The 19,673-nt window shown below is 72.5% G+C and carries 22 protein-coding genes; 17 read left to right on the top strand and 5 right to left on the bottom strand.

Annotation, left to right across the window (positions count from 1 at the left end; all coding sequences use genetic code 11):
• Positions 1-87: 87 nt before the first annotated feature.
• The 12 genes from ACWDEN_RS05425 to ACWDEN_RS05370 all read left to right on the top strand — a co-directional run bounded on the left by ACWDEN_RS05425 (position 88) and on the right by ACWDEN_RS05370 (position 9,749).
• Positions 88-990 (top strand): ABC transporter ATP-binding protein, encoded by a 903-nt coding sequence (locus ACWDEN_RS05425; RefSeq protein WP_351608876.1) that lies wholly within the window; start codon positions 88-90, stop codon positions 988-990.
• Positions 983-1,735, top strand: coding sequence for an ABC transporter permease (locus ACWDEN_RS05420; protein WP_450857389.1), 753 nt, complete (start codon positions 983-985; stop codon positions 1,733-1,735). The genes ACWDEN_RS05425 and ACWDEN_RS05420 overlap by 8 nt, the downstream gene beginning before the upstream one ends.
• Positions 1,736-1,852: 117 nt before the next feature.
• Positions 1,853-1,981: an aborycin family tricyclic lasso peptide gene (locus ACWDEN_RS05415; protein ID WP_351608870.1), complete on the top strand. Its 129-nt coding sequence runs from the start codon at positions 1,853-1,855 to the stop codon at positions 1,979-1,981.
• Between the two features lie 57 nt (positions 1,982-2,038).
• Complete coding sequence (locus ACWDEN_RS05410; protein WP_450857387.1) at positions 2,039-3,850, top strand: lasso peptide isopeptide bond-forming cyclase; 1,812 nt, start codon at positions 2,039-2,041, stop codon at positions 3,848-3,850.
• The gene (locus ACWDEN_RS05405) at positions 3,847-4,110 is read left to right on the top strand and encodes a lasso peptide biosynthesis PqqD family chaperone (protein ID WP_351608865.1); all 264 of its coding nucleotides are present in this window, start codon (positions 3,847-3,849) and stop codon (positions 4,108-4,110) included. Before ACWDEN_RS05410 ends, ACWDEN_RS05405 begins: the two co-directional genes overlap by 4 nt.
• Positions 4,107-4,535, top strand: coding sequence for a lasso peptide biosynthesis B2 protein (locus tag ACWDEN_RS05400; protein WP_351608862.1), 429 nt, complete (start codon positions 4,107-4,109; stop codon positions 4,533-4,535). The genes ACWDEN_RS05405 and ACWDEN_RS05400 overlap by 4 nt, the downstream gene beginning before the upstream one ends.
• Positions 4,532-5,497, top strand: a complete 966-nt coding sequence (locus tag ACWDEN_RS05395; RefSeq protein ID WP_450857384.1) for an ATP-binding cassette domain-containing protein — start codon at positions 4,532-4,534, stop codon at positions 5,495-5,497. Before ACWDEN_RS05400 ends, ACWDEN_RS05395 begins: the two co-directional genes overlap by 4 nt.
• The gene (locus ACWDEN_RS05390) at positions 5,494-6,363 is read left to right on the top strand and encodes an ABC transporter permease (RefSeq protein ID WP_450857382.1); all 870 of its coding nucleotides are present in this window, start codon (positions 5,494-5,496) and stop codon (positions 6,361-6,363) included. Before ACWDEN_RS05395 ends, ACWDEN_RS05390 begins: the two co-directional genes overlap by 4 nt.
• Positions 6,364-6,374: 11 nt before the next feature.
• Positions 6,375-6,938 carry a MauE/DoxX family redox-associated membrane protein gene (locus ACWDEN_RS05385; protein WP_450857380.1) on the top strand — a complete coding sequence of 188 codons (564 nt, stop codon included), beginning with the start codon at positions 6,375-6,377 and terminating at the stop codon, positions 6,936-6,938.
• 5 nt (positions 6,939-6,943) lie between these two features.
• Entirely contained in the window at positions 6,944-7,669 is a 726-nt protein-coding gene (locus ACWDEN_RS05380) for a DsbA family protein (protein ID WP_450857378.1), read from the top strand.
• Positions 7,666-8,988 (top strand): lasso peptide C-terminal Trp epimerase, encoded by a 1,323-nt coding sequence (gene mslH / locus ACWDEN_RS05375; protein WP_450857376.1) that lies wholly within the window; start codon positions 7,666-7,668, stop codon positions 8,986-8,988. The genes ACWDEN_RS05380 and mslH overlap by 4 nt, the downstream gene beginning before the upstream one ends.
• A gap of 86 nt (positions 8,989-9,074) precedes the next feature.
• Positions 9,075-9,749, top strand: a complete 675-nt coding sequence (locus ACWDEN_RS05370; RefSeq protein WP_351608857.1) for a response regulator transcription factor — start codon at positions 9,075-9,077, stop codon at positions 9,747-9,749.
• A gap of 10 nt (positions 9,750-9,759) precedes the next feature.
• On the opposite strand, the gene ACWDEN_RS05365 is transcribed toward ACWDEN_RS05370, so the two are convergent.
• Positions 9,760-11,301 carry a helix-turn-helix domain-containing protein gene (locus ACWDEN_RS05365; protein WP_450857374.1) on the bottom strand — a complete coding sequence of 514 codons (1,542 nt, stop codon included), beginning with the start codon at positions 11,299-11,301 and terminating at the stop codon, positions 9,760-9,762.
• A gap of 115 nt (positions 11,302-11,416) precedes the next feature.
• On the opposite strand from ACWDEN_RS05365, the gene ACWDEN_RS05360 reads away from it, so the two are divergent.
• Genes ACWDEN_RS05360 through ACWDEN_RS05350 form a run of 3 tightly spaced genes read left to right on the top strand, consistent with a single transcriptional unit; the run spans position 11,417 to position 15,614 of the window.
• Positions 11,417-12,877 (top strand): sodium:solute symporter, encoded by a 1,461-nt coding sequence (locus ACWDEN_RS05360; protein ID WP_450857372.1) that lies wholly within the window; start codon positions 11,417-11,419, stop codon positions 12,875-12,877.
• Positions 12,878-12,933: 56 nt separating this feature from the next.
• A complete protein-coding gene (speB, locus tag ACWDEN_RS05355) occupies positions 12,934-13,902 on the top strand; it encodes an agmatinase (RefSeq protein ID WP_055706451.1) in 969 nt (322 codons plus the stop codon).
• A gap of 23 nt (positions 13,903-13,925) precedes the next feature.
• On the top strand, positions 13,926-15,614 hold the full coding sequence (locus ACWDEN_RS05350) for a thiamine pyrophosphate-binding protein (RefSeq protein WP_351608849.1): 1,689 nt from the start codon (positions 13,926-13,928) through the stop codon (positions 15,612-15,614).
• A 69-nt stretch (positions 15,615-15,683) separates the two neighbouring features.
• Here the strand turns inward: ACWDEN_RS05350 and ACWDEN_RS05345 are convergent, their stop codons facing one another.
• Positions 15,684-16,058 (bottom strand): hypothetical protein, encoded by a 375-nt coding sequence (locus ACWDEN_RS05345; protein ID WP_450857369.1) that lies wholly within the window; start codon positions 16,056-16,058, stop codon positions 15,684-15,686.
• 344 nt (positions 16,059-16,402) lie between these two features.
• On the opposite strand from ACWDEN_RS05345, the gene ACWDEN_RS05340 reads away from it, so the two are divergent.
• Together ACWDEN_RS05340 and ACWDEN_RS05335 are read left to right on the top strand one after the other, a co-directional pair.
• Positions 16,403-17,206, top strand: a complete 804-nt coding sequence (locus ACWDEN_RS05340) for a peptidoglycan-binding protein (protein WP_450857367.1) — start codon at positions 16,403-16,405, stop codon at positions 17,204-17,206.
• Positions 17,203-18,093 carry a helix-turn-helix domain-containing protein gene (locus ACWDEN_RS05335; protein ID WP_450857365.1) on the top strand — a complete coding sequence of 297 codons (891 nt, stop codon included), beginning with the start codon at positions 17,203-17,205 and terminating at the stop codon, positions 18,091-18,093. The genes ACWDEN_RS05340 and ACWDEN_RS05335 overlap by 4 nt, the downstream gene beginning before the upstream one ends.
• Here ACWDEN_RS05335 and ACWDEN_RS05330 read toward each other — a convergent pair.
• From ACWDEN_RS05330 to ACWDEN_RS05320, 3 genes are read right to left on the bottom strand one after another with little or no spacing between them, the layout of a single operon-like run.
• A complete protein-coding gene (locus tag ACWDEN_RS05330) occupies positions 18,090-18,506 on the bottom strand; it encodes a DUF6210 family protein (protein ID WP_351608838.1) in 417 nt (138 codons plus the stop codon). The genes ACWDEN_RS05335 and ACWDEN_RS05330 overlap by 4 nt on opposite strands.
• A complete protein-coding gene (locus ACWDEN_RS05325) occupies positions 18,503-18,718 on the bottom strand; it encodes a DUF397 domain-containing protein (protein WP_351608835.1) in 216 nt (71 codons plus the stop codon). Before ACWDEN_RS05325 ends, ACWDEN_RS05330 begins: the two co-directional genes overlap by 4 nt.
• Positions 18,719-18,726: 8 nt before the next feature.
• Positions 18,727-19,578 (bottom strand): helix-turn-helix domain-containing protein, encoded by an 852-nt coding sequence (locus ACWDEN_RS05320; RefSeq protein WP_450857362.1) that lies wholly within the window; start codon positions 19,576-19,578, stop codon positions 18,727-18,729.
• Positions 19,579-19,673 lie beyond the last annotated feature (95 nt).

Below are 19,673 nucleotides of genomic sequence, written 5' to 3'. Positions count from 1 at the left end.
AGGTATGAGTCCGGCTCGCGGAACCGGCCGCGACGGTCCCGACCCCGGTCCGATGTGCCCGGTGACGGCCGCCGCCAGACTCGTCCCGTGATTGACGTCCAGAACCTGACGAAACGGTATGGGCAGGCCACCGTCGTGGACGGCCTCACCTTCACGGTGCGGCCCGGATCCGTCACCGGCTTCCTCGGTCCCAACGGCGCGGGGAAGTCGACGACGATGCGGATGATGCTCGGCCTGACCCGCCCGGACGCCGGCTCCGCACGGATCGACGGGCACGCCTACCGCGAACTGACCCATCCGCTCCGGCACGTCGGCGCGCTGCTGGAGACCTCGGCCCCGCACCGCAGCCTGACCGCACGCGATCATCTGCGGTGGCTCGCCCAGAGCAACCGGATCGGCCGCGGCCGGGTCCGGGAGGTCCTGGAGGCGGTCGGACTCGAGGACGCCGCCCGGCGCCGGATCGGCACCTTCTCCCTCGGCATGGGACAGCGCCTCGGGCTGGCCGCCGCCCTGCTCGGTGACCCACCCGTGCTGGTCCTCGACGAACCGGTCAACGGCCTGGACACCGAGGGCATTCGGTGGCTGCGGGGACTGCTGCGCTCGATGGCCGACGAGGGCCGCACCGTACTCGTCTCCAGCCATCTGATGACGGAGATGTCCATGGTCGCCGACCACCTGATCGTCATCAGCCGCGGCCGGCTCCTCGCGGACACGGGCATGTCGGACTTCATCCAGCGTCACGGGCGGCCGTACGTACGGGTGCGCACCCCGCGAGCCGACGGGCTCGGCCGGGAGCTGCGACGCCACGGCGCCTCCCTGACCCGTACGGCGGACGGCGCCCTGGACGTCGTCGGCCTGCAGGCCGCGGAGATCAGCCGGCTCGCGGCGGCGGGCGGCTTCCCGCTCGACGAACTGAGCACCCATGCGGGCTCCCTGGAGGAGACCTTCCTCGGAGTCATCGGCGAGGGAGGACACAGCACCCATGTCTGAGACACTCGCGGCCGTCCGGGCCGAGACCACCAAGCTGCGCGGGATCCGCGGCACCCAGCTGACGCTGCTGCTGTTCGCCGTGATCAGTGTGCTCGTCGCCGCTCTGGACGGCTGGTCCGCCAAGAACGCGCTGGACTCCGGCAACCACAATCTGCGCTCGGACTTCACCCCCCAGCAGGCCGGCCTGGACGGCATCCTCTACGGCCAGCTGGCTCTGATCGTGTTCGGGGTGCTCGTCGTGACGAGCGAGTACACCTCCGGCATGATGCGGGTCTCCCTGCTCGCCGTGCCCCGGCGCGGCAGGCTCTACCTGGCGAAGATCGCCGTCACCACCGCGACCGCGGTGGCCGTCTCCGTGCCCGTCACGGTGCTCGGCTACCTGGTCACCCAGTCCGCGCTCGGCTCGCACGGTGCCTCGATCGGCGCGAGTGGGGTGCCCCGCGCCCTGGCCGGCGCCGTCGTCTACCTGACCCTGATGGGCCTGTTCGCGGCCGGCACGGCGGCCATCGCCCGCAACGCGGTGATCCCGCTCGCCGTCCTGCTGCCCATGGTGCTCGCCGGGACGCAGATCCTGTCCGTCCTCGGCGCGACCAAGAGGCTGGCCCGCTACTTCCCCGACCAGGCCGGACGGGAACTGCTCAAGGTCGACTCGCCGCACACCGCCTTCGGCGTCGCCGTCCTGCTCGCCTGGACGCTCGCTGCACTCGCCTGGGGCTGGGTCCGCCACCACCGCTGGGACAACTGACGGGACAGCCCCGGGACGCCTGCCCCACGCGGACGGGACGCACGGCCCCGTAGTTTCCGTGGCAGATCAAACAGGCCGAAAAAGTCGGCCTGACCGATCCGAAACGGGAGGTCACCCATGTCCGCGATCTACGAGCCCCCCATGCTGCAGGAAGTCGGCGACTTCGACGAGCTCACCAAGTGCCTCGGCGTCGGAAGCTGCAACGACTTCGCCGGCTGCGGCTACGCGGTCGTCTGCTTCTGGTGATCACATCCGGTGCCGGTGCGCTCGCGCGCACCGGCACCGCCGGGGGAACGAGGCGACATGGAATTCGTGGTTCTTCCGGACTGCCCGGCCGCCGCCCGGCTGGCCGGACGGTTGCGGGCGGCACACCGCATCGATCACGCGTCGGGGCGGCCCTGGATCATCGGTGACTGGCCCGAGGACACGGTCACCACCATCGAGGCGGGCCCGCGGCGGATGGTGCTGCTGGGACACACCCGGCCGGACGAGAACGCCACGCCGGCCGCGCTCGGCCGGCTGCGCTCACTGCACGACGGCGACCGGATCGCGTCCCGGCTGCGGGGCGTCTTCCACCTGGCCGTGTCCCTGGACGGCAGGACCCGGGTGCAGGGATCGGTCCTGGGCGTACGGCAGATCTTCACGGCCCGGGCCGGCGGCGTCACGGTCGCCGCGAGCGGTGTGGCGCCGCTGCTGCGGCTCACCGGCGCAAGCCTCGACGAGACCCTGCTCGCCGCCCGCCTGCTGGCGCCCGGCGGCGCCCCCTGGCCGCTCGCCCAGCGCCCCGTCCGCCGGGGCGTCGAAGCGGTCACCACCGGCCACTGGCTGGAACTGGACCGTGACGGGCGGGCCCGGCAGATTCGCTGGTGGAGCCTGCCCGAGGCGTCCCGCACGCTGGCACAGGGCGCGGCGGCCGTCCGCTCGGCGCTGGACGACGCCATCGGCGCCCGCGTGGCCCCGGGCCGGATCCTCAGTGCCGACCTGTCCGGCGGCCTGGACTCCACTTCGCTGTGCTTCCTCGCCCAGGCGGCCGGCGCCGACCTGGTGACCTACCACGTGACGCCGCTCGACAGCGCCAACGCGGACACCTTCTGGGCCCACAGGGCCGCGGAACGGCTCCCGGCGGCCCGGCACCACACCCTGTCCGCCGAACGCGCCGAGAACCTCTTCGACGTCGGCTACACCGCCGACCTCGCGGGCGCGGCCCCGGAGGGCCCCTCGACCTGGGCCTCCGGTCTCGCCCACGTCCAGGACCTGGCCAAGCGGGCCACGGCGGAGGGCGCGTCACTGCATCTGACCGGCTTCGGCGGCGACGAACTGTTCGGCCGGATGCCCGCCTGCGCCTGGTCCCTGGCCCGTGCCGCCCCGGTCGGCGGTCTGCGGCTGGTCAACCGCTACCGGCTGGCCAACCGCTGGCCCTGGCGGGCGACCGTACGAGCGCTGCTGGACCGGTCGACGTACCGGCAGAACCTCGCCGGGGTCGCCGCCCGCATCAGCGCCCCGCCACCGCCGGTCGACGAACCCGACTTCGGCTGGGTGTTCCCGCCCCGCATGCCTTCCTGGGCGACCCCGGACGCCGTGGCCGCGGTCCGCGATCTGATCGTCGCCGCCGCCACCGAGGGCCCCGGGCCGCTGGACGGCGACCGGGCCAGGCACCAGGCGCTCGCCTCGCTCGTCTTCGAGGGAACCACCGTCCGCCAGGTCAACACCGCCCTCACCGGCTCCGGCATCGCCTGGGACGCGCCGTTCCTCGACGACCGGGTGGTGGAGGCCGCGCTCAGCACCCGCATCGACCAGCGGCTGGCACCCGGGCGGTTCAAACCACTGCTCACCTCGGCCCTGCGCGGATTCGTCCCCGGCGACCTCCTGGACCGCCGCGACAAGGGCGAGTTCAGCGCCGAGGCGTTCCGCGGGCTGGCCCGCAACCGGGCCCGGATCCTCTCGCTGTGCGAGGACTCGCAGCTCGCCGGACTCGGGCTCATCGACCCGGAGGCCTTCCGGTCCGCGGTCCTCAATCCCGGGCCGATGTCCCGTCATCTCCAGCCGATCGACACCACGGTGGCGTGCGAGAGCTGGCTGCGCACCCATCCCGAGCCGCAGGGAGAACTCCGATGAAGCTGACCCTCGCCCGCGACGTCACCCTGACCGAGGTCGACTCGGGGGCCGTGCTGCTCGACGGGCGCCGGGGCCGCTACTGGCAGCTGAACCGGTCCGGGGCCGGCGTGCTGCGCCGGCTGCTCGACGGCGAGGCACCCGACGCGGCCGCCGTGAGCCTGACCGCCACGGCCCCGGTCGGCGACGACCGGGCCCGGCAGGACGTCCAGGCCCTCATCGACGCGCTCCGAGCAGCCAATCTCGTGGAGGTCGCCCCGTGACCACACCGGCCGTCGCCGAACAGGCCCCGCGACTTCCCCTGCACCGGCAGCTCGCCCCGCGCTGCGCGGCCGGCGCGGCACGCCTGCTGGTCCGGCTGCCCCCGGCCCGGCTGCATCGCGTTCTGCGTGTCGTCAGCCGGGGCGCCCGTCCCGCCGGGTACGCGCAGGCCGCGCGAGCCCGGCGGTCCGTCGTCTTCGTCAGCACGCGCTGCGCGGGCCTCGGCTGCCTCCAGCGGTCCGTGGCCACCGTGCTGCTGTGCCGGGCCCGTGGCCGATGGCCCGACTGGTGCACCGGTTTCCGTACCGAGCCGTTCGGCGCCCACGCCTGGGTGGAGGCGGACGGACGGCCGGTGGACGAACCCGGCGAGCTGAGCGTCTTCCGCACCGTCCTGGCGGTGCGCTGCCCCGACCGGAGCGGCTCATGACCGCGATCCATGCCGAGGGCCTCTACGCGTACTACGGCACCACGGCGGCCGTGAACGGCCTCGACCTGACCGTGCCCACCGGCAGCATGTACGGCTTCCTGGGGCCGAACGGCGCCGGCAAGACCACCACCATCAACATGCTGATCACCCTGCTGCGGCCCACCGCGGGCCGCGCCGAGGTGGCCGGCTACGACGTCGCCGCACGGCCCGCCGAGGTCCGGCGCCGGATCGGCATCGTGTTCCAGGAGTCGACCCTGGACCTGGACCTCACCGCCGTGGAGAACCTGCGGTTCCAGGCCGACCTGTGCGGGCTGCCGCGCCGCACGGCACGCGACGCGATCGCCTCGCTGCTGGAACTGATGGACCTGAGCGAACGCGGCCGGGTGCCGGTACGGCAGTTCTCCACCGGCCTGCGCCGCCGGCTGGAGATCGCCCGCGGGCTGCTGGCGGAGCCCCGGGTGCTGTTCCTCGACGAGCCGACGACCGGCCTGGACGCCCAGACCCGCGCCGCCGTCTGGGAGCATCTGGGCCGGTTGCGGCAGGAGAAGGGCATCACGGTCTTCTTCACCACCCACCAACTGGACGAGGCGGAGCACTGCGACCGGATCGCGATCGTCGACCAGGGCAAGGTGATCACCGAGGGCACGCCCGCCGACCTGAAGTCCGTCGTCGGAGCCGACCTCGTGGTGCTGCGCACCGCGGACGACCGGCGTGCCGCCGAGGCCCTGGCCGACCGCTTCTCCCTGACGGCGCGGCCCTCTCCGGACGGGCTGCTGCTGCGCGTCGCGGGCGCCGCCCGCCTCGTACCCCGGCTGTGCACGGAACTCGGCGTGGCCGTGGACGAGGTGAGCGTCGCCCCGCCGACGCTCGACGACGTATTCCTGCACCACACCGGTCTCGCCATCCGGGAGAGCGCGACCGGACCGCGCACGCTCGGCAACCTCGGGGAGGGACTGCGATGAGCCGGACCGACACCGCACCGGCCGTACTCGCCGGTGCCGCCGCCGTGGCCCCGGCGCCGCAGCGGTCCCGCCACTTCGCGCGGCCGGTCCTGTTGTTGTGGCGGCGGGAGATGACCCGGCTGCGGCACAACCCGGTGCGCCTCGCCATGGGGCTCGTGACACCCCTGCTGTTCCTCGTGGTCCTCGGCACCGGACTCGACGCCGCGTCGTCCAGCCTCGGCAAGGCGCAGCTGAACGGCTACCGGGCCTATCTGTTCCCCGGCACGCTGGTCATGTCCGTACAGGCCCCGGCGATCGCGGTGGGCATCTCGCTGGTGTGGGACCGCCGGCTCGGTGTGCTCCGTCAGATGCTGGTGGCGCCCTTCCCGCGCGCGGGGATCGTGCTCGGCCTGGCCCTCGGCGGCGCCACCACGGGTGCGGTCTACGGCCTGATGGTGCTGTCCGTCGGCGGCATCGCGAGCATCCACTACACGCCCGTGCTCTTGGTCGTGGCCCTCGAACTCCTGCTGGTCTCGCTGATGTTCACCTCGCTCGGACTGCTCGCCGCCGTCACGATCCGGCAGGTGGACACCTTCCAGGTCGTGGTGAACCTGAGCCTGATGCCGCTGATGTTCTTCTCCGGCGCCATGTTCCCGCCGAACGGGCTGCCGGGCTGGCTCGACACCGTCGTCAAACTCAACCCGCTCACCTACGGCGTCGACGCGGTCCGCCGGACCCTGCCCGGCCCCGACGTCCTCACCTCGGAGCAGACCCGGTTGCTGCTCGGCCACTGGCATCCGCCCGTGGCCGCCGAACTCGGACTGCTGGCCGCACTCACCGCGGCCGCGCTGGGCCTGGCCGGCTACCGGTTCTCCCGTTCGTCATGAGCGGGGAATCCATGAGCCGGGAAGGAGAGCGCACGACGGGCGGCACTACGGCGGTGCGCGGGCCGGCGGCCACCGGATCCCCGGGCGGGGCGGCCCGGCTGCTCGCCACCGGGTGGCCGGGCGGCGTCGCGCGGCTGTTGCTGGCGGCGGTCCTGGCCTACGCGGGCCTGGCGAAGATCGGGGACCTCACCGGGGCCGGCCGGGTGGTCGCGCTCTACCGGATCGTGCCCGACGACTCCGCCCAACTGGTCGGCGGCATCCTGCCGTTCGTCGAGCTGGCGCTCGCGATGCTGCTGGCGCTCGGGCTCGCCACCAGGGCGGCCGCGGTGGGCGCGGCCGTGCTGCTGACGGCGTACATCGCGGCCGTCGCCTCGGTGTGGGCGCGCGGACTGTCCATCGACTGCGGCTGCTTCGGCGGCGCAGGCCGCCTCGGCGGCGGCGCGGAACGCGGCTACGCGCTCGACATCGCGCGCGACCTGGTGCTGCTCGGCGTGGCCCTCCTCCTCGTCCGCAGGCCGCGCACCCCCTACGCCCTGGACGGGTGGGTCCTTCACACGCCGGAGACGAAGGAGTGACAGGCATGACGCAGACGACCGACGCCCAGGTGCGGGAGATGGTGCACCGTCGGCACCGGCGGCGACGCACTCTCGTGGCCTCGCTCGTGGCGGTGCTGGTGGTGGCCGGTGCCGCGCTGGTGGGTGCGGGACTGGTCCGGGCGAACAACACCGCTCCCGACAAGGCGCCGAGCCGGGTGCCGGCCGGCGTCGCCGCCGACAGGTCGGGCCTGGCCGCCTCCACCGGCGCGGTCCGCGTCGACCTCTACCTCGACTACCTCTGCCCCGAATGCCGGCGCACCGAGCGCGCCCTGACCACCGCCCTGGACGGCCTGAGGGCGCGCGGCGCGGTGAGTGTCGTCTACCACCCGGTCGCCTTCCTCGACGACCGCAGCAGGCCGACCGGCTACTCGACCCGGGCAGCCGCGGCGGCGGCCTGCGCGGCGGACGCCGGGAGGTTCGAGCAGTACACCACCGCCCTCTTCGCGAAACAGCCCGCCGAACAGGGCCCGGGGCTCGACGAGGCCCAGCTGATTGCCGTGGGACGGGACGCCGGTGTCACCGGTGACGCCTTCGCGCGTTGCGTGCGGGACGCCCCGTACCGGCCCTGGGTGAAGTACGTGTCCGAGGTGGCCGCCTCCCACAAGGTGGCGCTGACCCCGACCGTCGTGGTGGCGGGCCGGCGCGTCGACGTCACCGGCTCCGATCCGGCCGCCGCCCTCACCCGCGCGGTCACCGAGGCCCGGCGGTGACCCGGTTGACCGTCGCCCTGTCCGGGGACTGCATGGCGACCCGGGGCGCGCTGATCACCTCCGACCCTGCCGCCGGCCGCCTCCAAGAGCTGCTGCACACCGCGGACTTCGCTCTCACCAACCTGGAGGTGGTGCCCGGCGACGGACGCGGACATCCCGTGCACAACGCGGCCGGCGGCGGCTGCCTCATCGCGGACTCCGGGGTGCTGGACGAGATCACCGCAGCCGGCTTCACCGTACTGAACTGCGCCAACAACCACGCCATGGACCTGGGCACGACGGGCCTGCTCGGCACCGTCGACCTGTTGAGGCGGCGCCGGATCCCGTTCGCCGGCATCGGCCCCGACCTGAGCGCGGCGCGCCGTCCGGTCTACGTCGACCGATCGGGCGGCAGCCTGGCGCTGCTCTCGTGCAGCGCCACGTTCCTGCCCGGTCAGGAGGCCGCGGACCCGTCTCCCGAGCTGCCCGGCCGGCCGGGCCTGAACCCGCTGCGCCACCTGGCGACGCTCCGGGTGACGGCCGCGCAGATGGCCGCGTTGCGCCGGATCGACGCCGAGACGGGGCTGCGGGAGCGCCGGGCCGAGGCCCGGACCCTGCTCGGGGTCGACCCGGCCCTCCTCGCGCCGGACCGGCTCAACCTGTTCGGCACTCGCTTCCGCACCGCCGAGGAGCCGGGTCTGACCACCGAGTGCGACGCGCGCGACCTCGACGAGATCGCCCGCTGGGTCGGCGAGGCCCGGCCGCGCGCGGATCTGGTCGTCGTCGGTGTGCACGCGCACGAGCCCGGCCCGACGCCCGGGACACCGGGGGAGTTCCTGCGCGCGTTCGCCCACCGGATGATCGAGGAGGGCGCCGACGCGGTATTCGGGCACGGACCGCACTTCCTGCGCGGCGTCGAGCTGTACCGGAACAAGCCGATCTTCTACAGCCTCGGCAACATCGTCAGCCAGATCGAACTGGCGGACCGGGTCCCGGCCGAGGACTACGCGAAGGTCACCACCGACCGCACGCCCACGCCCGGCCGGTACTTCGATCTGCTCAGCGGCCACGGCCGCCGCCTGTTCGCCCCGCACCGGCGGTACTGGCAGTCGGTCCTGCCGGTCCTCACCTTCGAGGACCGCACCCTCGTACGGGCGCGTCTCCACCCGGTGGACCTCGGTTTCGGCCTGCCGGTCCACCGCCGTGGCCGCCCCCGCCTGGCCGACGAGCGCGAGGCCAAGGAGATCCTCACGGACGTGGCACGGCTGTCGGAGCCGTACGGCACGACGGTCCAGGTGGCCGACGACGGCATCGGGGATCTGCTGATCGACTTGGCCTGAAGTGGCGTACGCGCGAACTGAGTTACCCGAACAACCCGGCTAAACTGCCGCATAACCTTCATGGGCGGACGACGGGGAACACGGAGATGGCCGAGGCGGTGCGCGTGCTGATCGCGGACGATCAGGCGCTGTTGCGGGGCAGCTTTCGTGTCCTGGTGGACTCCACCCCCGGGATGGAGGTCGTCGGCGAGGCGGCCGACGGCGCCGCGACCGTCCGGCTCGCCCGTGAGCTCACCCCGGACGTCGTCCTGATGGATCTGCGCATGCCGGTCATGGACGGCATCGCGGCCACCCGGGAGATCTGTTCCGACCCCACGCTGTCCGGCGTCCGGGTGCTCGCCCTCACCATGTTCGACATGGACGAATACGTCTATCCGGCGCTGCAGGCCGGCGCCAGCGGCTTCATGCTGAAGGACGCCTCACCGTCCGACCTGGTCAACGGCATCCGGGTCATCGCCACCGGCGAGGGAGTCCTGGCTCCCAGTGTCACCCGGCGTCTGATCGCGAACTTCTCCCGCCGCGGCGAGCCGGCTCGCCCGGCCCCGCGGGTCGTCGGGCTCACCAAGCGGGAACAGGAAGTCCTGGTGCTGATCGCCAACGGGCTGTCCAACGCGGAGATCTCCGAACGTCTCGTCGTCAGCATGCCGACGGTGAAGACCCATGTCGGCAGCCTCCTGGCCAAACTGCACGCCCGGGACCGCGCGCAGCTGGTCATCATCGCCTACGAGAGCGGCCTGGCCGAGCGCGGCATGCCAAGATGACCGCGGCGGTTCAGCTGTGCCGCAGCGCGAACCACAGCTCCATGCGCACGTCCGGGTCGTCCAGGTCGGTGTCCAACAGGGCGGCGCAGCGCGCGATGCGCTGCCGCACGGTGTTGCGGTGCACCTCCAGCGCCACCGCCGTTCGGTCCCAACTGCCGTGCAGTGCCAGCCAGTTGCGCAGGGTCTCGGTGAGCTCGGGGCGGCCGGAGAGGGGGGCGAGCAGCGCGTGGGCGTGTGCCTCGGCGTCCGCCCGCGGCACCAGGTCCTCCAGCCCCGGCCGGGCACCGTGCCGGATCAGCGGGGTGCGGGTGGCGCGGGCCCGGGCGAGCGCACGGCCCGCCTGCGCATCGGCGGCCTGCCACTCGGACGCCTCCACGGCGGCGCTCACCCCGAGCGTCCAGCCGGCCTGTGGCTCCGGCACCCGTCCGCCCGGCACCAGTACCCGTACGACGTCGTGCCCGAGGTCGACCAGCGGCGAGCCCAGCGCGGCCCCGAGCGCGGACGCGGCGACGGCATCGGGCAGCTGAGTCTCCGGCCGGGCGTGCACGATCAGCCACCTTCCGGTGCCGAGCAGCGGGGCCACCCGCTCGGGCGGGGAGCCCAGCAACAGCCGTACCAGAGCGGAGGAACGGGCGGCACCGGCGCCGCTGTGGTGCTCACCGGTCAGCAGGGACAGCAGTACGGCGGCGACGGAGGCGATGGTGTGGTCGCCGGGGTCGCGCCGGGCCGTGGCCACGCCGAGCACGAACCCTTCGCCGGCGCCGAGGGCGTAGACGGCCAGGTGGATGTCGCCGACGGTGTCGGTGGCGGAGGTGGCCCTGGGCGCCGTACGCCCCGTGGGCCGCACCACGCCCGACAGCTCCGCGAGCGCCCCCCGCACCCCCTCCGCCGGCTCCCGGCCCGCCGCCGCGACCCCGCTGCCGTCGGGGCCGTACAGCACCGCGTGCCCGGCCAGGCGCTGGGCCAGCCGGCGCAGCACCGAAGGCACCGGATCCGGGCTGGAGGCGGCCGCCGCGAGGCTCTGCTGGGCCTCCGTGACGCGGCGGAGTTCCGCCAGGCGGGCCTGGGCCATCAGCTGCCACACCGCGCGGGCCACCCCGGAGAAGGTGGTCTGGGGCGGGACCTCCAGGAGGGGCAGGCCGTGGTGGTCGCAGGCCGCCACCAGGGCGCGCGGGACCGTGTCGTGCACCGGGGCCAGGCCGAAGCCGAGGGCCGCGCCGCCCGCCGCGACGATCCGGGAGACGTAATCGTCGAAGTAGTCCCCCAGTCTCGAATTCGCTCGACCGGGGGCGCCCCCATCCGAACCCGCCGCCTCAGGGACGTGCACCCCGGCCGTGAGCAGCAGCTCGCCGCCCAGCAGATACGGGTACGGGTCGGCCATCTCCGAGGTGTGCGCCCAGTGGATCACGGTCCCCCGGTCTTCCGGGCCCGCGATCTGGCGCAGGGCGAGATCCTCGCGGGCCAGCAGGGCCGAGAGCGGTACCGGTGGGGTCGGTGGGACCGCCGGGGTGACCGGGGCGGTTGTTTCCGGCATGGTGTGCGTTCCCTCCATCCGCGCCCCTTCATATGGATGAAACGTACACTTCGCAGTCGCTTTCCGGCCACCTACTGTCGATGGACATCACCCGCCGGCGATCCCCAGTACGACTTCGAGTGGAGGAGGCCCCATGGCCGTCGACTACACAGTGATCGTCGTCTATCTGGCCGGCATGCTGGCCATGGGCTGGTGGGGCATGCGCCGCGCCAGGTCCAAGAGCGAGTTCCTCGTGGCGGGCCGCCGCCTGGGACCTGCCATGTACTCCGGCACCATGGCGGCGATCGTCCTCGGCGGCGCCTCCACCATCGGCGGCGTGGGCCTCGGCTACCAGTACGGCCTCTCCGGTGCCTGGATGGTCTTCACCATCGGCCTCGGCCTGCTCGCCCTGTCGGTGTTCTTCTCCGCCCGCATCTCCCGCCTGAAGGTCTACACCGTCTCCGAGATGCTGGACCTGCGCTACGGCGGCCGGGCCGGCGTCATCTCCGGCGTGGTCATGTGGGCGTACACCCTCATGCTGGCCGTCACCTCGACCATCGCCTACGCCACCATCTTCGACGTCCTGTTCGACATGAACCGGACCGTCGCGATCGTCCTCGGCGGCTCGATCGTCGTCGCCTACTCCACTCTCGGCGGCATGTGGTCCATCACGCTGACCGACATGGTCCAGTTCGTGGTGAAGACCATCGGCGTGCTGCTCCTGCTCCTGCCCATCGCCGTGGTCAAGGCGGGCGGCTTCGGCGAGATGAAGGCCAAGCTGCCGACCTCGTACTTCGACCCGCTGGGCATCGGCGGCGAGACGATCTTCACCTACGTCCTGATCTACACGTTCGGCATGCTGATCGGCCAGGACATCTGGCAGCGCGTGTTCACCGCCCGCAGCGACAGGACCGCCAAGTGGGGCGGCACGGTGGCCGGAACCTACTGTCTGGCCTACGCCCTCGCCGGCGCGGTGATCGGCACCGCGGCCAAGGTGCTCTACCCCAAGCTCGGCAGCCCCGACGACGCGTTCGCCACCGTCGTCAAGGACGAACTCCCCGTCGGCGTCCGCGGCCTGGTTCTGGCCGCCGCCCTCGCCGCCGTCATGTCCACCTCCTCCGGCGCCCTGATCGCCTGCGCCACGGTCGCCAACAACGACATCTGGTCGCGGCTGCGGGGTGCCGTACGCCGGGACGGCGAGGATCACGACGAGGTCGGCGGCAACCGCGCCTTCATCCTGATCATGGGTGTGGCGGTGATCGGTACGGCGATCGCCCTGAACAACGTGGTCGAGGCGCTGACGGTCGCCTACAACCTCCTCGTCGGCGGCCTGCTCGTGCCGATCCTCGGCGGCCTGCTGTGGAAGCGTGGAACGGTGCAGGGCGCGCTGGCCTCCGTGACCGTCGGCGGCCTCGCGGTCATCGGCCTGATGGCGGGCTACGGCATCCTGGCCAACGAGCCGGTCTACTACGGCCTGCTCGCCTCCCTCGCCGCCTACGTCGTCGTCTCCCTGGCGACGAAGCCCACCGACGAGACGGTTCTCGCCACCTGGCGCGAGCGCCTCGCCGGCCGCACCCCCGAACTCGCGTCCGAACCGGTCCCGGCTCACCAGTAGAGTCATAGGGAAAGCAGTACATGCGCGACGAAGCGCAAGAAAGAAGGCATTTGACCATGAGCAGCAACGAGACGCCCCGCGGCCCCGTCGACTCCTCCCGCATCCCGCGGTACGCCGGCCCCGCGACCTTCGCCCGGCTGCCCCGCCTGGACGAGGTCGGCACCGCCGACGTCGCCGTGGTGGGCGTGCCGTTCGACTCCGGCGTCTCGTACCGGCCGGGCGCCCGCTTCGGCGGCAACGCCATCCGCGAGGCGTCCCGGCTGCTGCGCCCGTACAACCCCGCGCAGGACGCGTCGCCGTTCGCGCTGGCGCAGGTGGCGGACGGCGGCGACATCGCCGTGAACCCGTTCAACATCAACGAGGCCGTCGAGACCATCGAGGCCGCGGCGGACGAGCTGCTCGGCACGGGCGCCCGCCTGATGACCCTGGGCGGCGACCACACCATCGCCCTGCCGCTGCTGCGCTCGGTGGCGAAGAAGCACGGCCCCGTCGCCCTGCTTCACTTCGACGCCCACCTGGACACCTGGGACACCTACTTCGGCGCCGAGTACACCCACGGCACCCCGTTCCGCCGCGCGGTGGAGGAGGGCATCCTCGACACCTCGGCCCTCTCCCACGTCGGCACCCGCGGCCCCCTGTACGGCAAGCAGGACCTCACCGACGACGAGAAGATGGGCTTCGGCATCGTCACCTCGGCGGACATCTACCGCCGGGGCGCCGACGAGGTGGCCGACCAGCTGCGCCAGCGCATCGGCGACCGCCCGCTGTACATCTCCATCGACATCGACTGCCTCGACCCGGCGCACGCGCCCGGCACGGGCACGCCGGAGGCGGGCGGCATGACCTCGCGGGAGCTGCTGGAGATCCTGCGCGGCCTGGCCTCGTGCAACCTGGTCTCGGCGGACGTCGTCGAGGTCGCCCCGGCGTACGACCACGCGGAGATCACCTCGGTCGCGGCCTCGCACACGGCCTACGAACTGACCACCATCATGAGCCGCCAGATCGCGGCGGCCCGCAACGCCTGACTCTCCCTAGGGGAACGAGAGCTGTGACTCACGACCACGACCTGGTACTCCGCCCGACGCCGGCGCAGATCACCGCCGCCCTGAATCCTCCCCCGGGGCGCAACGGCGGAGACCTGGTCGTGGAAACACTGGCCGGGCTCGGCGCGACCACGGTCTTCGGCCTGCCCGGCCAGCACGCCCTCGGCATGTTCGACGCCCTGCGCCGGTCCTCTCTTCGCTATGTGGGCCTGCGCGTGGAGAACAACGCGGGCTTCGCGGCGGACGCGTACGGCCGTGTGACGGGCGAGGCGGCGCCGCTGCTGCTGTCGACCGGCCCGGGCGCGCTGACGTCGCTGGCGGCGCTCCAGGAGGCAGCCGCCGCCTCGGCTCCGGTGCTGGCGATCAGCAGCCAGATCCCGACGGCGGGCCTGGGCGGCGGCCGCCACGGCTACCTGCATGAACTCCCCGACCAGGCAGCCTCGTTCCGGGGCGTGGTGAAGTCGGTCCACACGGTCCGCACGCAGTCCCAGATCCCGTCCGCGATCGCGGCGGCCTGGAAGTCGGCGCTGACGGCACCGCACGGCCCGGTGTGGGTGGAGATCCCGCAGGACGTGCTGCTGGCTCCGACCGCTCTGCCGGTGGTGACGGCGCCGGACGCGACTCCCGAGGACTTGGTCCCCCGCCCCGAACTGACGGCGGTGGCCGCCGACTTGCTGTCACGGGCCGAGCGTCCGGCGATCATCGCCGGCGGTGGGGTCGTGCGGTCGGACGCCTCGGGCAAGCTGCTTCAGCTGGCCGAGAAGCTGCAGGCGCCGGTCGTGACCACCTTCGGCGGCAAGGGCGCGTTCCCGTGGGAGCACCCGCTGTCGATGCAGTCCTGGCTGGAGGACCGGTACACGACGGACTTCCTGGAGGACGCGGACGTACTCCTGGTGGTCGGCTCGGGCCTCGGCGAACTCTCCTCCAACTACCACACGTTCAAGCCGCGCGGCCGGGTCGTCCAGATCGAGGCCGACCTCGGCAAGCTGGAGTCCAACCACCCGGCGCTGGGCATCCACGCGGACGCGCGCCTGGCGTTGCAGGCGCTGCTGGAGACGGTGGAGGAGCGCACGGACGACTCGGCGCCGGAGCGGGTGCGGGGGCTGCTGTCCCGAGTCGGTGAGCGCATCGCGTCCCAGGGACTCACCCTGGAACACGAGGTGCTGGGAGCCGTCCGGCGCGCCCTGCCCGCCGACTCCCCGTCCTTCTGGGACATGACGATCCTGGCGTACTGGGCGTGGTCGGCCTTCGACCCCCGGGGCGCGAACACCATGCACTCCGCGCAGGGCGCCGGCGGCCTCGGCTACGGCTTCCCGGCGGCACTGGGCGCGGCGGCGGCCGACCCGGCACGCCCGGTGCTGGCGGTGTCGGGCGACGGCGGAGCCCTGTACTCGATCGCCGAGCTGGCCACGGCCAAGCAGTACGACCTCCCCGTCACCTGGCTGATCGTCGACGACGGCGGCTACGGCATCCTCCGCGAGTACATGACGGACGCCTTCGGCCAGGCCACGGCGACGGAACTGACGCGCCCGGACTACGTGGCGCTGGCGGAGTCCTTCGGGGTTCCGGGCGTCCGTACGACCCCGGAGACCCTGGAGGAGGACCTGCGGAAGGCGCTGTCGGCTCCGGGGCCGTCGGTGGTCGTCCTCCCGGCGGTGCTGCGGATGTTCGCACCGACGCATCTCGGACAGTGAGCGCCCGGCGCCGCCCCGGCGCGGGTGCGGAACCTGCGCCGGGGCGGACCGTCCGGGGCCGAGGCGGCCTCAGTGGCAGGTGCTGGAGCTGCTGATGTAGACCTGCGTCGGGTGCGCCCCGTTGAAGGCCCATCCCTCGCCGGGCTTCATGCAGATGGCCGGGTGGTTGGAGAACCTCACGTAGGCCACGTCGTCGTGCCGGGTGTTGACCGCGCCCTTCGCGTTGCGGCTCGCACCGAGCGTCTGCCAGTGCCCGGTGTCCTTGAACTTCCCCGTCATCGTGTCGCCGTTGTAGAAGCAGACGTACGGATACGGACACGCCGGCCGGGCGGCGGTGGACGCGGTGTGCGTATCGGCCGAGGCGGCCTGTGCGGAGACGGCCAGGCCGCCGCCGGCCATGGCGCACGCGGTCAGGACGGCTGCGGTCGCGATGCGGAATCGCATGGATGCTCCTTGGTGTCGGTTGCCCTGAGGCGGCCCGCCCCACCCCCGTGGGGACGGGCCGCCGGCTGCCTGGGGCGGTGCGGGGTGGACCGCACCGCCCGCCGTGCACCACCGACTGTGCGGGGCGGGTCCAGGACGGGTACAGGCCTGCCCGGCAGGTGCCGCCGACGCGGGACGTCCCACCCTCCGACCTGCGAAGACGCCCTGCGTACTGAGTCGCCGGCGGGACGCGCGTACGCCGGTGGTGTGGCCGGAACCCTGTGCTCGAAAGGCCGTTCAGGGGAACCACGGGCGCGTGGTGGGGCATGCTCGTCCGGGGAGTTGCAACAGACATGGGGTGGAACGTGTCTCGTTGGAAGCAGTTGCCGGACTCGCTCGACCCACGAGTACGACAACTCGCCGTACAGATGCGCAGAATCAAGGACCACAGCGGTCTGGGGCTGCAGGCCTTGGCCGCCCGGACGGGTTACAGCCGTGCCTCGTGGGACCGCTACCTCAACGGCCGTTCGTTACCGCCGCAGGAGGCGGTCACGGCACTCGCCCGCGCCTGCGACATCGACCCGGCCCGGCTGCTGGCCCTGCACGAGGTGGCGGTGGCGGCGGGGCGAGGCGGAGAGCACGGTTTGGGCCAAGCGACGCAGGCGGAACCGAGCGCGGAGAAGCAGGACACACCAGGAGACGGCCGGGGACGGCGGATACGTGCTGCCGTACTGGTGTCGGCCGTGCTCGTGACGGTGGTGACCGCCCTGCTGGTGGCCGCGCCCTGGGACGGCGGCGGGGGACGGACCGCCGGCCGGCCGGCCTCGGCGAATGCCACGGAGCCGGCCCCAGGGACCGGGGCCGCGGCGAAGGGGGCGTTCGTGTTCCGGGCCGGCAAGGACCACCCGTGCAAGGTGCACCGGGCCGAGGACGGGCTGCTGTACGCGGGGTACAGCACGACCCGTGCCGACCTGATCGGCATGGGATCGTCGCAGTGGTCCGTCGTGGAGGTGCAGTGCCTGCTGCGCCATCACGGCTTCTCACCGGGGATCGCCGACGGGGCGTTCGGCTCCCGCACCGAGCGCGCGGTGGAGCGCTTGCAGGACCGGGCGCACCTCCGCGTGGACGGGGTCGTCGGCGAGGACACATGGGGAGTGCTGCGGAAATGACCTCCGGTGACCCGTCCGCCGGCCGGCCCTTGGAGTGCGAGCGGCTGGCGGAGACCCTGCGCGGGCTGCGGGCCCGGACCGGGCTGAGCCTGGCCGCGCTGGCCGCGAAGACGCCGTACAGCAAGTCGTCCTGGGACCGCTACCTGAACGGCAGGACCGTCCCGCCCCGGCAGGCCGTCGCGGAACTGTGCGACCTGGCGGGCGAGGACCCCGGACGGGCGCTCGCGCTGTGGGAGCTGGCCGACGCGGTGGCCAGTGGGCGGGCGGCGAGCGGACGTACGGCGGGCGGGGCCTCTGCCGGGCGTGCGGCGGGTGGGCTCCCTCCTACGGCAGTGCCCGCGCCTGACCCCGCCGAGTCCCTCCCGCTTTCGGTTCCGCGTCCGGCCCGGCGCGGCCTGATCGCCGGAGTCATGGGCGGTGGGCTCACGGCAGCCGCGCTCGTCCTGACACTGGCGGCCACCGGCGCCTTCAGCGAGTCCGGCTCGGACGCATCCCCGTCCCCGTCTCCCTCCGCACCCGTACCGGTGCAGGGATGCCACGGCACCGGCTGCACGGGCAAGGATCCCGAGATGTACGGCTGCGGAGCCGACCCCGTGCCGGTGACCCTGGGGCGGCAGAGCTTCCCCGGGCCGACGGTGGTGAAGATCCGGCACAGTACGGCCTGCGGTGCGGTGTGGGCGCGGATCGACCTCGGGAAGGTGGGGGACCGCGCGGAGATCCTCGTACCGCATCACGCGCCCTGGCGGATCGAGGTCAAGGACCGGTACGACGCCAAGGACTCCCTGTCGACCCCGATGGTCGCCGCCACCCCGTCCGACCTGGACCAGGTGCGCGCCTGCCTGGTCCGGGACGGCAAGCGGCACTGCTTCGGCCCGGAGCGGGGCTAGTCGGAGTTCTCCCAGACGAGCACCCCGGGCCCGTCGGGGGTGACGACCGGCACCCACGCCTCGTCGACGTCGGCGAGGCGGGACTCGTCGAGGGCGAGCGGGGTGGGGAAGAGGTCGTCCTGGTTCGCGGAACCGTACACATGGAAGGCGACGGCCGCGCGCAGCCGGTCGAGCAGCGCCGGCGGCCAGTCCGCGTGGCGGGCACCCTGTCCCTTCCAGGCGCCGACGAAGATCTCCTTCAGCTCCTGGTCCAGGCCCCGCCCGAACACGGGGATGAGATAGCCCTCCTGCGCGTATTGGGCACAGCGGTGGCCACCACCCTGCACCTTGTAGACGACGCCGGTCTCGGCCGCGACGATGACGAACACCCAACCGGCGCCTGTGCCTTCCGGGTCGAGGTAGATGTACCTCACCGGTGAGTGAGGCCCGCCTGCCTGGAGTGAGTCACCTTCAGGGCTTCGAGGAACGGGGCGAAGGCGGCGGCCGGGAAGGTGAGGGTGGCTCGGGCAGGGGCCTTTGAGTCGCGGACGGCTATGTGGGTGTCCAGGTCGGCGACTTCGACACAGTCGTTCCCCTCGCCTCCGCCGGAGAAGGACGACTTCTTCCATGAGGCAGGGGTGATCATGCTGGTCCTCACAGCTCCTTCGCCAACTGGTGGATGAGGTCACGTGACTGCTCTGGGGGCAGTGCCTGTTCCTTCACCTTACGGAAAAGTGTTCGAAAGTGCTCCAGTTGGGCTTCGGAGTCGACGAAGGCCGTGCCGTGTGGAGCGTCGCGTACGACGGTGTCCAGCCGGGGGACTGCTCCACCGAGGTACACCATGGTGCTTCCGGCTCCCGCGAAGTCGTGCAAGGCGAAGGGAATGACCCGCACGGAGACATGGTCGGCCTCGGACGCTTCGAGAATGCGACTCAGCTGAGTCCGGGAGGCCGCCCGTCCGGCGACCTGGATGCGGAGTGCCGCCTCATGGATCACGGTCTCGTACGGGATGGGCTCGGGCCCGTCGATGACGACCCTCCGCTTCATTCGGTGCTCCACGCGGAGGTCCACTTCGCTGTCCGGGAACTCGGGGTTCATGTAGGCGAAGAGGGCTCGGGCGTAGTCCTCCGTCTGGAAGAGCCCCGGTACGTGGATGACTGCCACGTCGTTGCGGAACGTCGCGTGATGGTCCAGCTCGGCGAGATCCTGGTAGGCGGCGGGAAGGACGCTCCGGTACTCCTCCCACCAACCTTGGGTCCGGTCGGACGCGATGGCCACGAGGGCATCGATCAGCTCTGCATCGGCGCAGGCGTAGTTGGCAGCCATGCGACGCAGGCGCTGCTCACTCACCCCTGAGGTACCGGCCTCGATCTGACTGATCTGAACGGAGTTCACACCGAGCATCGCGGCCGCCTCGCGGGAGCTGAGGCCTGCTGCCTCCCGGAGCCGGCGCAGTTCCACGGCCAGCCGCATTTGCCGCGCTGTGGGTTCGCGCTTGGTCCCCATCGGCCGCTCCTCGTTTCAACACGCCTGACTATGCGACTCGTTCGGGGTCAGATTACGGGATCGGCTTGCTTGCTCTTAATTCTAAGGCCTACCTT

Source organism: Streptomyces sp. NPDC001153 (assembly GCF_053598315.1).
This window is presented reverse-complemented; position numbering and strand designations above follow the sequence as displayed.

Excerpts from the sequence above, each read along its gene's own strand:
- ACWDEN_RS05420 (WP_450857389.1), top strand. The coding sequence starts at position 983 with ATGTCTGAGACACTCGCGGCCGTCCGGGCCGAGACCACCAAGCTGCGC.
- ACWDEN_RS05415 (WP_351608870.1), top strand. The coding sequence starts at position 1,853 with ATGTCCGCGATCTACGAGCCCCCCATGCTGCAGGAAGTCGGCGACTTC.
- ACWDEN_RS05410 (WP_450857387.1), top strand. The coding sequence starts at position 2,039 with ATGGAATTCGTGGTTCTTCCGGACTGCCCGGCCGCCGCCCGGCTGGCC.
- ACWDEN_RS05405 (WP_351608865.1), top strand. The coding sequence starts at position 3,847 with ATGAAGCTGACCCTCGCCCGCGACGTCACCCTGACCGAGGTCGACTCG.
- ACWDEN_RS05395 (WP_450857384.1), top strand. The coding sequence starts at position 4,532 with ATGACCGCGATCCATGCCGAGGGCCTCTACGCGTACTACGGCACCACG.
- ACWDEN_RS05390 (WP_450857382.1), top strand. The coding sequence starts at position 5,494 with ATGAGCCGGACCGACACCGCACCGGCCGTACTCGCCGGTGCCGCCGCC.
- ACWDEN_RS05385 (WP_450857380.1), top strand. The coding sequence starts at position 6,375 with ATGAGCCGGGAAGGAGAGCGCACGACGGGCGGCACTACGGCGGTGCGC.
- ACWDEN_RS05380 (WP_450857378.1), top strand. The coding sequence starts at position 6,944 with ATGACGCAGACGACCGACGCCCAGGTGCGGGAGATGGTGCACCGTCGG.
- ACWDEN_RS05370 (WP_351608857.1), top strand. The coding sequence starts at position 9,075 with ATGGCCGAGGCGGTGCGCGTGCTGATCGCGGACGATCAGGCGCTGTTG.
- ACWDEN_RS05365 (WP_450857374.1), bottom strand. The coding sequence starts at position 11,301 with ATGGAGGGAACGCACACCATGCCGGAAACAACCGCCCCGGTCACCCCG.
- ACWDEN_RS05360 (WP_450857372.1), top strand. The coding sequence starts at position 11,417 with ATGGCCGTCGACTACACAGTGATCGTCGTCTATCTGGCCGGCATGCTG.
- speB (WP_055706451.1), top strand. The coding sequence starts at position 12,934 with ATGAGCAGCAACGAGACGCCCCGCGGCCCCGTCGACTCCTCCCGCATC.
- ACWDEN_RS05345 (WP_450857369.1), bottom strand. The coding sequence starts at position 16,058 with ATGCGATTCCGCATCGCGACCGCAGCCGTCCTGACCGCGTGCGCCATG.
- ACWDEN_RS05335 (WP_450857365.1), top strand. The coding sequence starts at position 17,203 with ATGACCTCCGGTGACCCGTCCGCCGGCCGGCCCTTGGAGTGCGAGCGG.
- ACWDEN_RS05325 (WP_351608835.1), bottom strand. The coding sequence starts at position 18,718 with ATGATCACCCCTGCCTCATGGAAGAAGTCGTCCTTCTCCGGCGGAGGC.
- ACWDEN_RS05320 (WP_450857362.1), bottom strand. The coding sequence starts at position 19,578 with ATGGGGACCAAGCGCGAACCCACAGCGCGGCAAATGCGGCTGGCCGTG.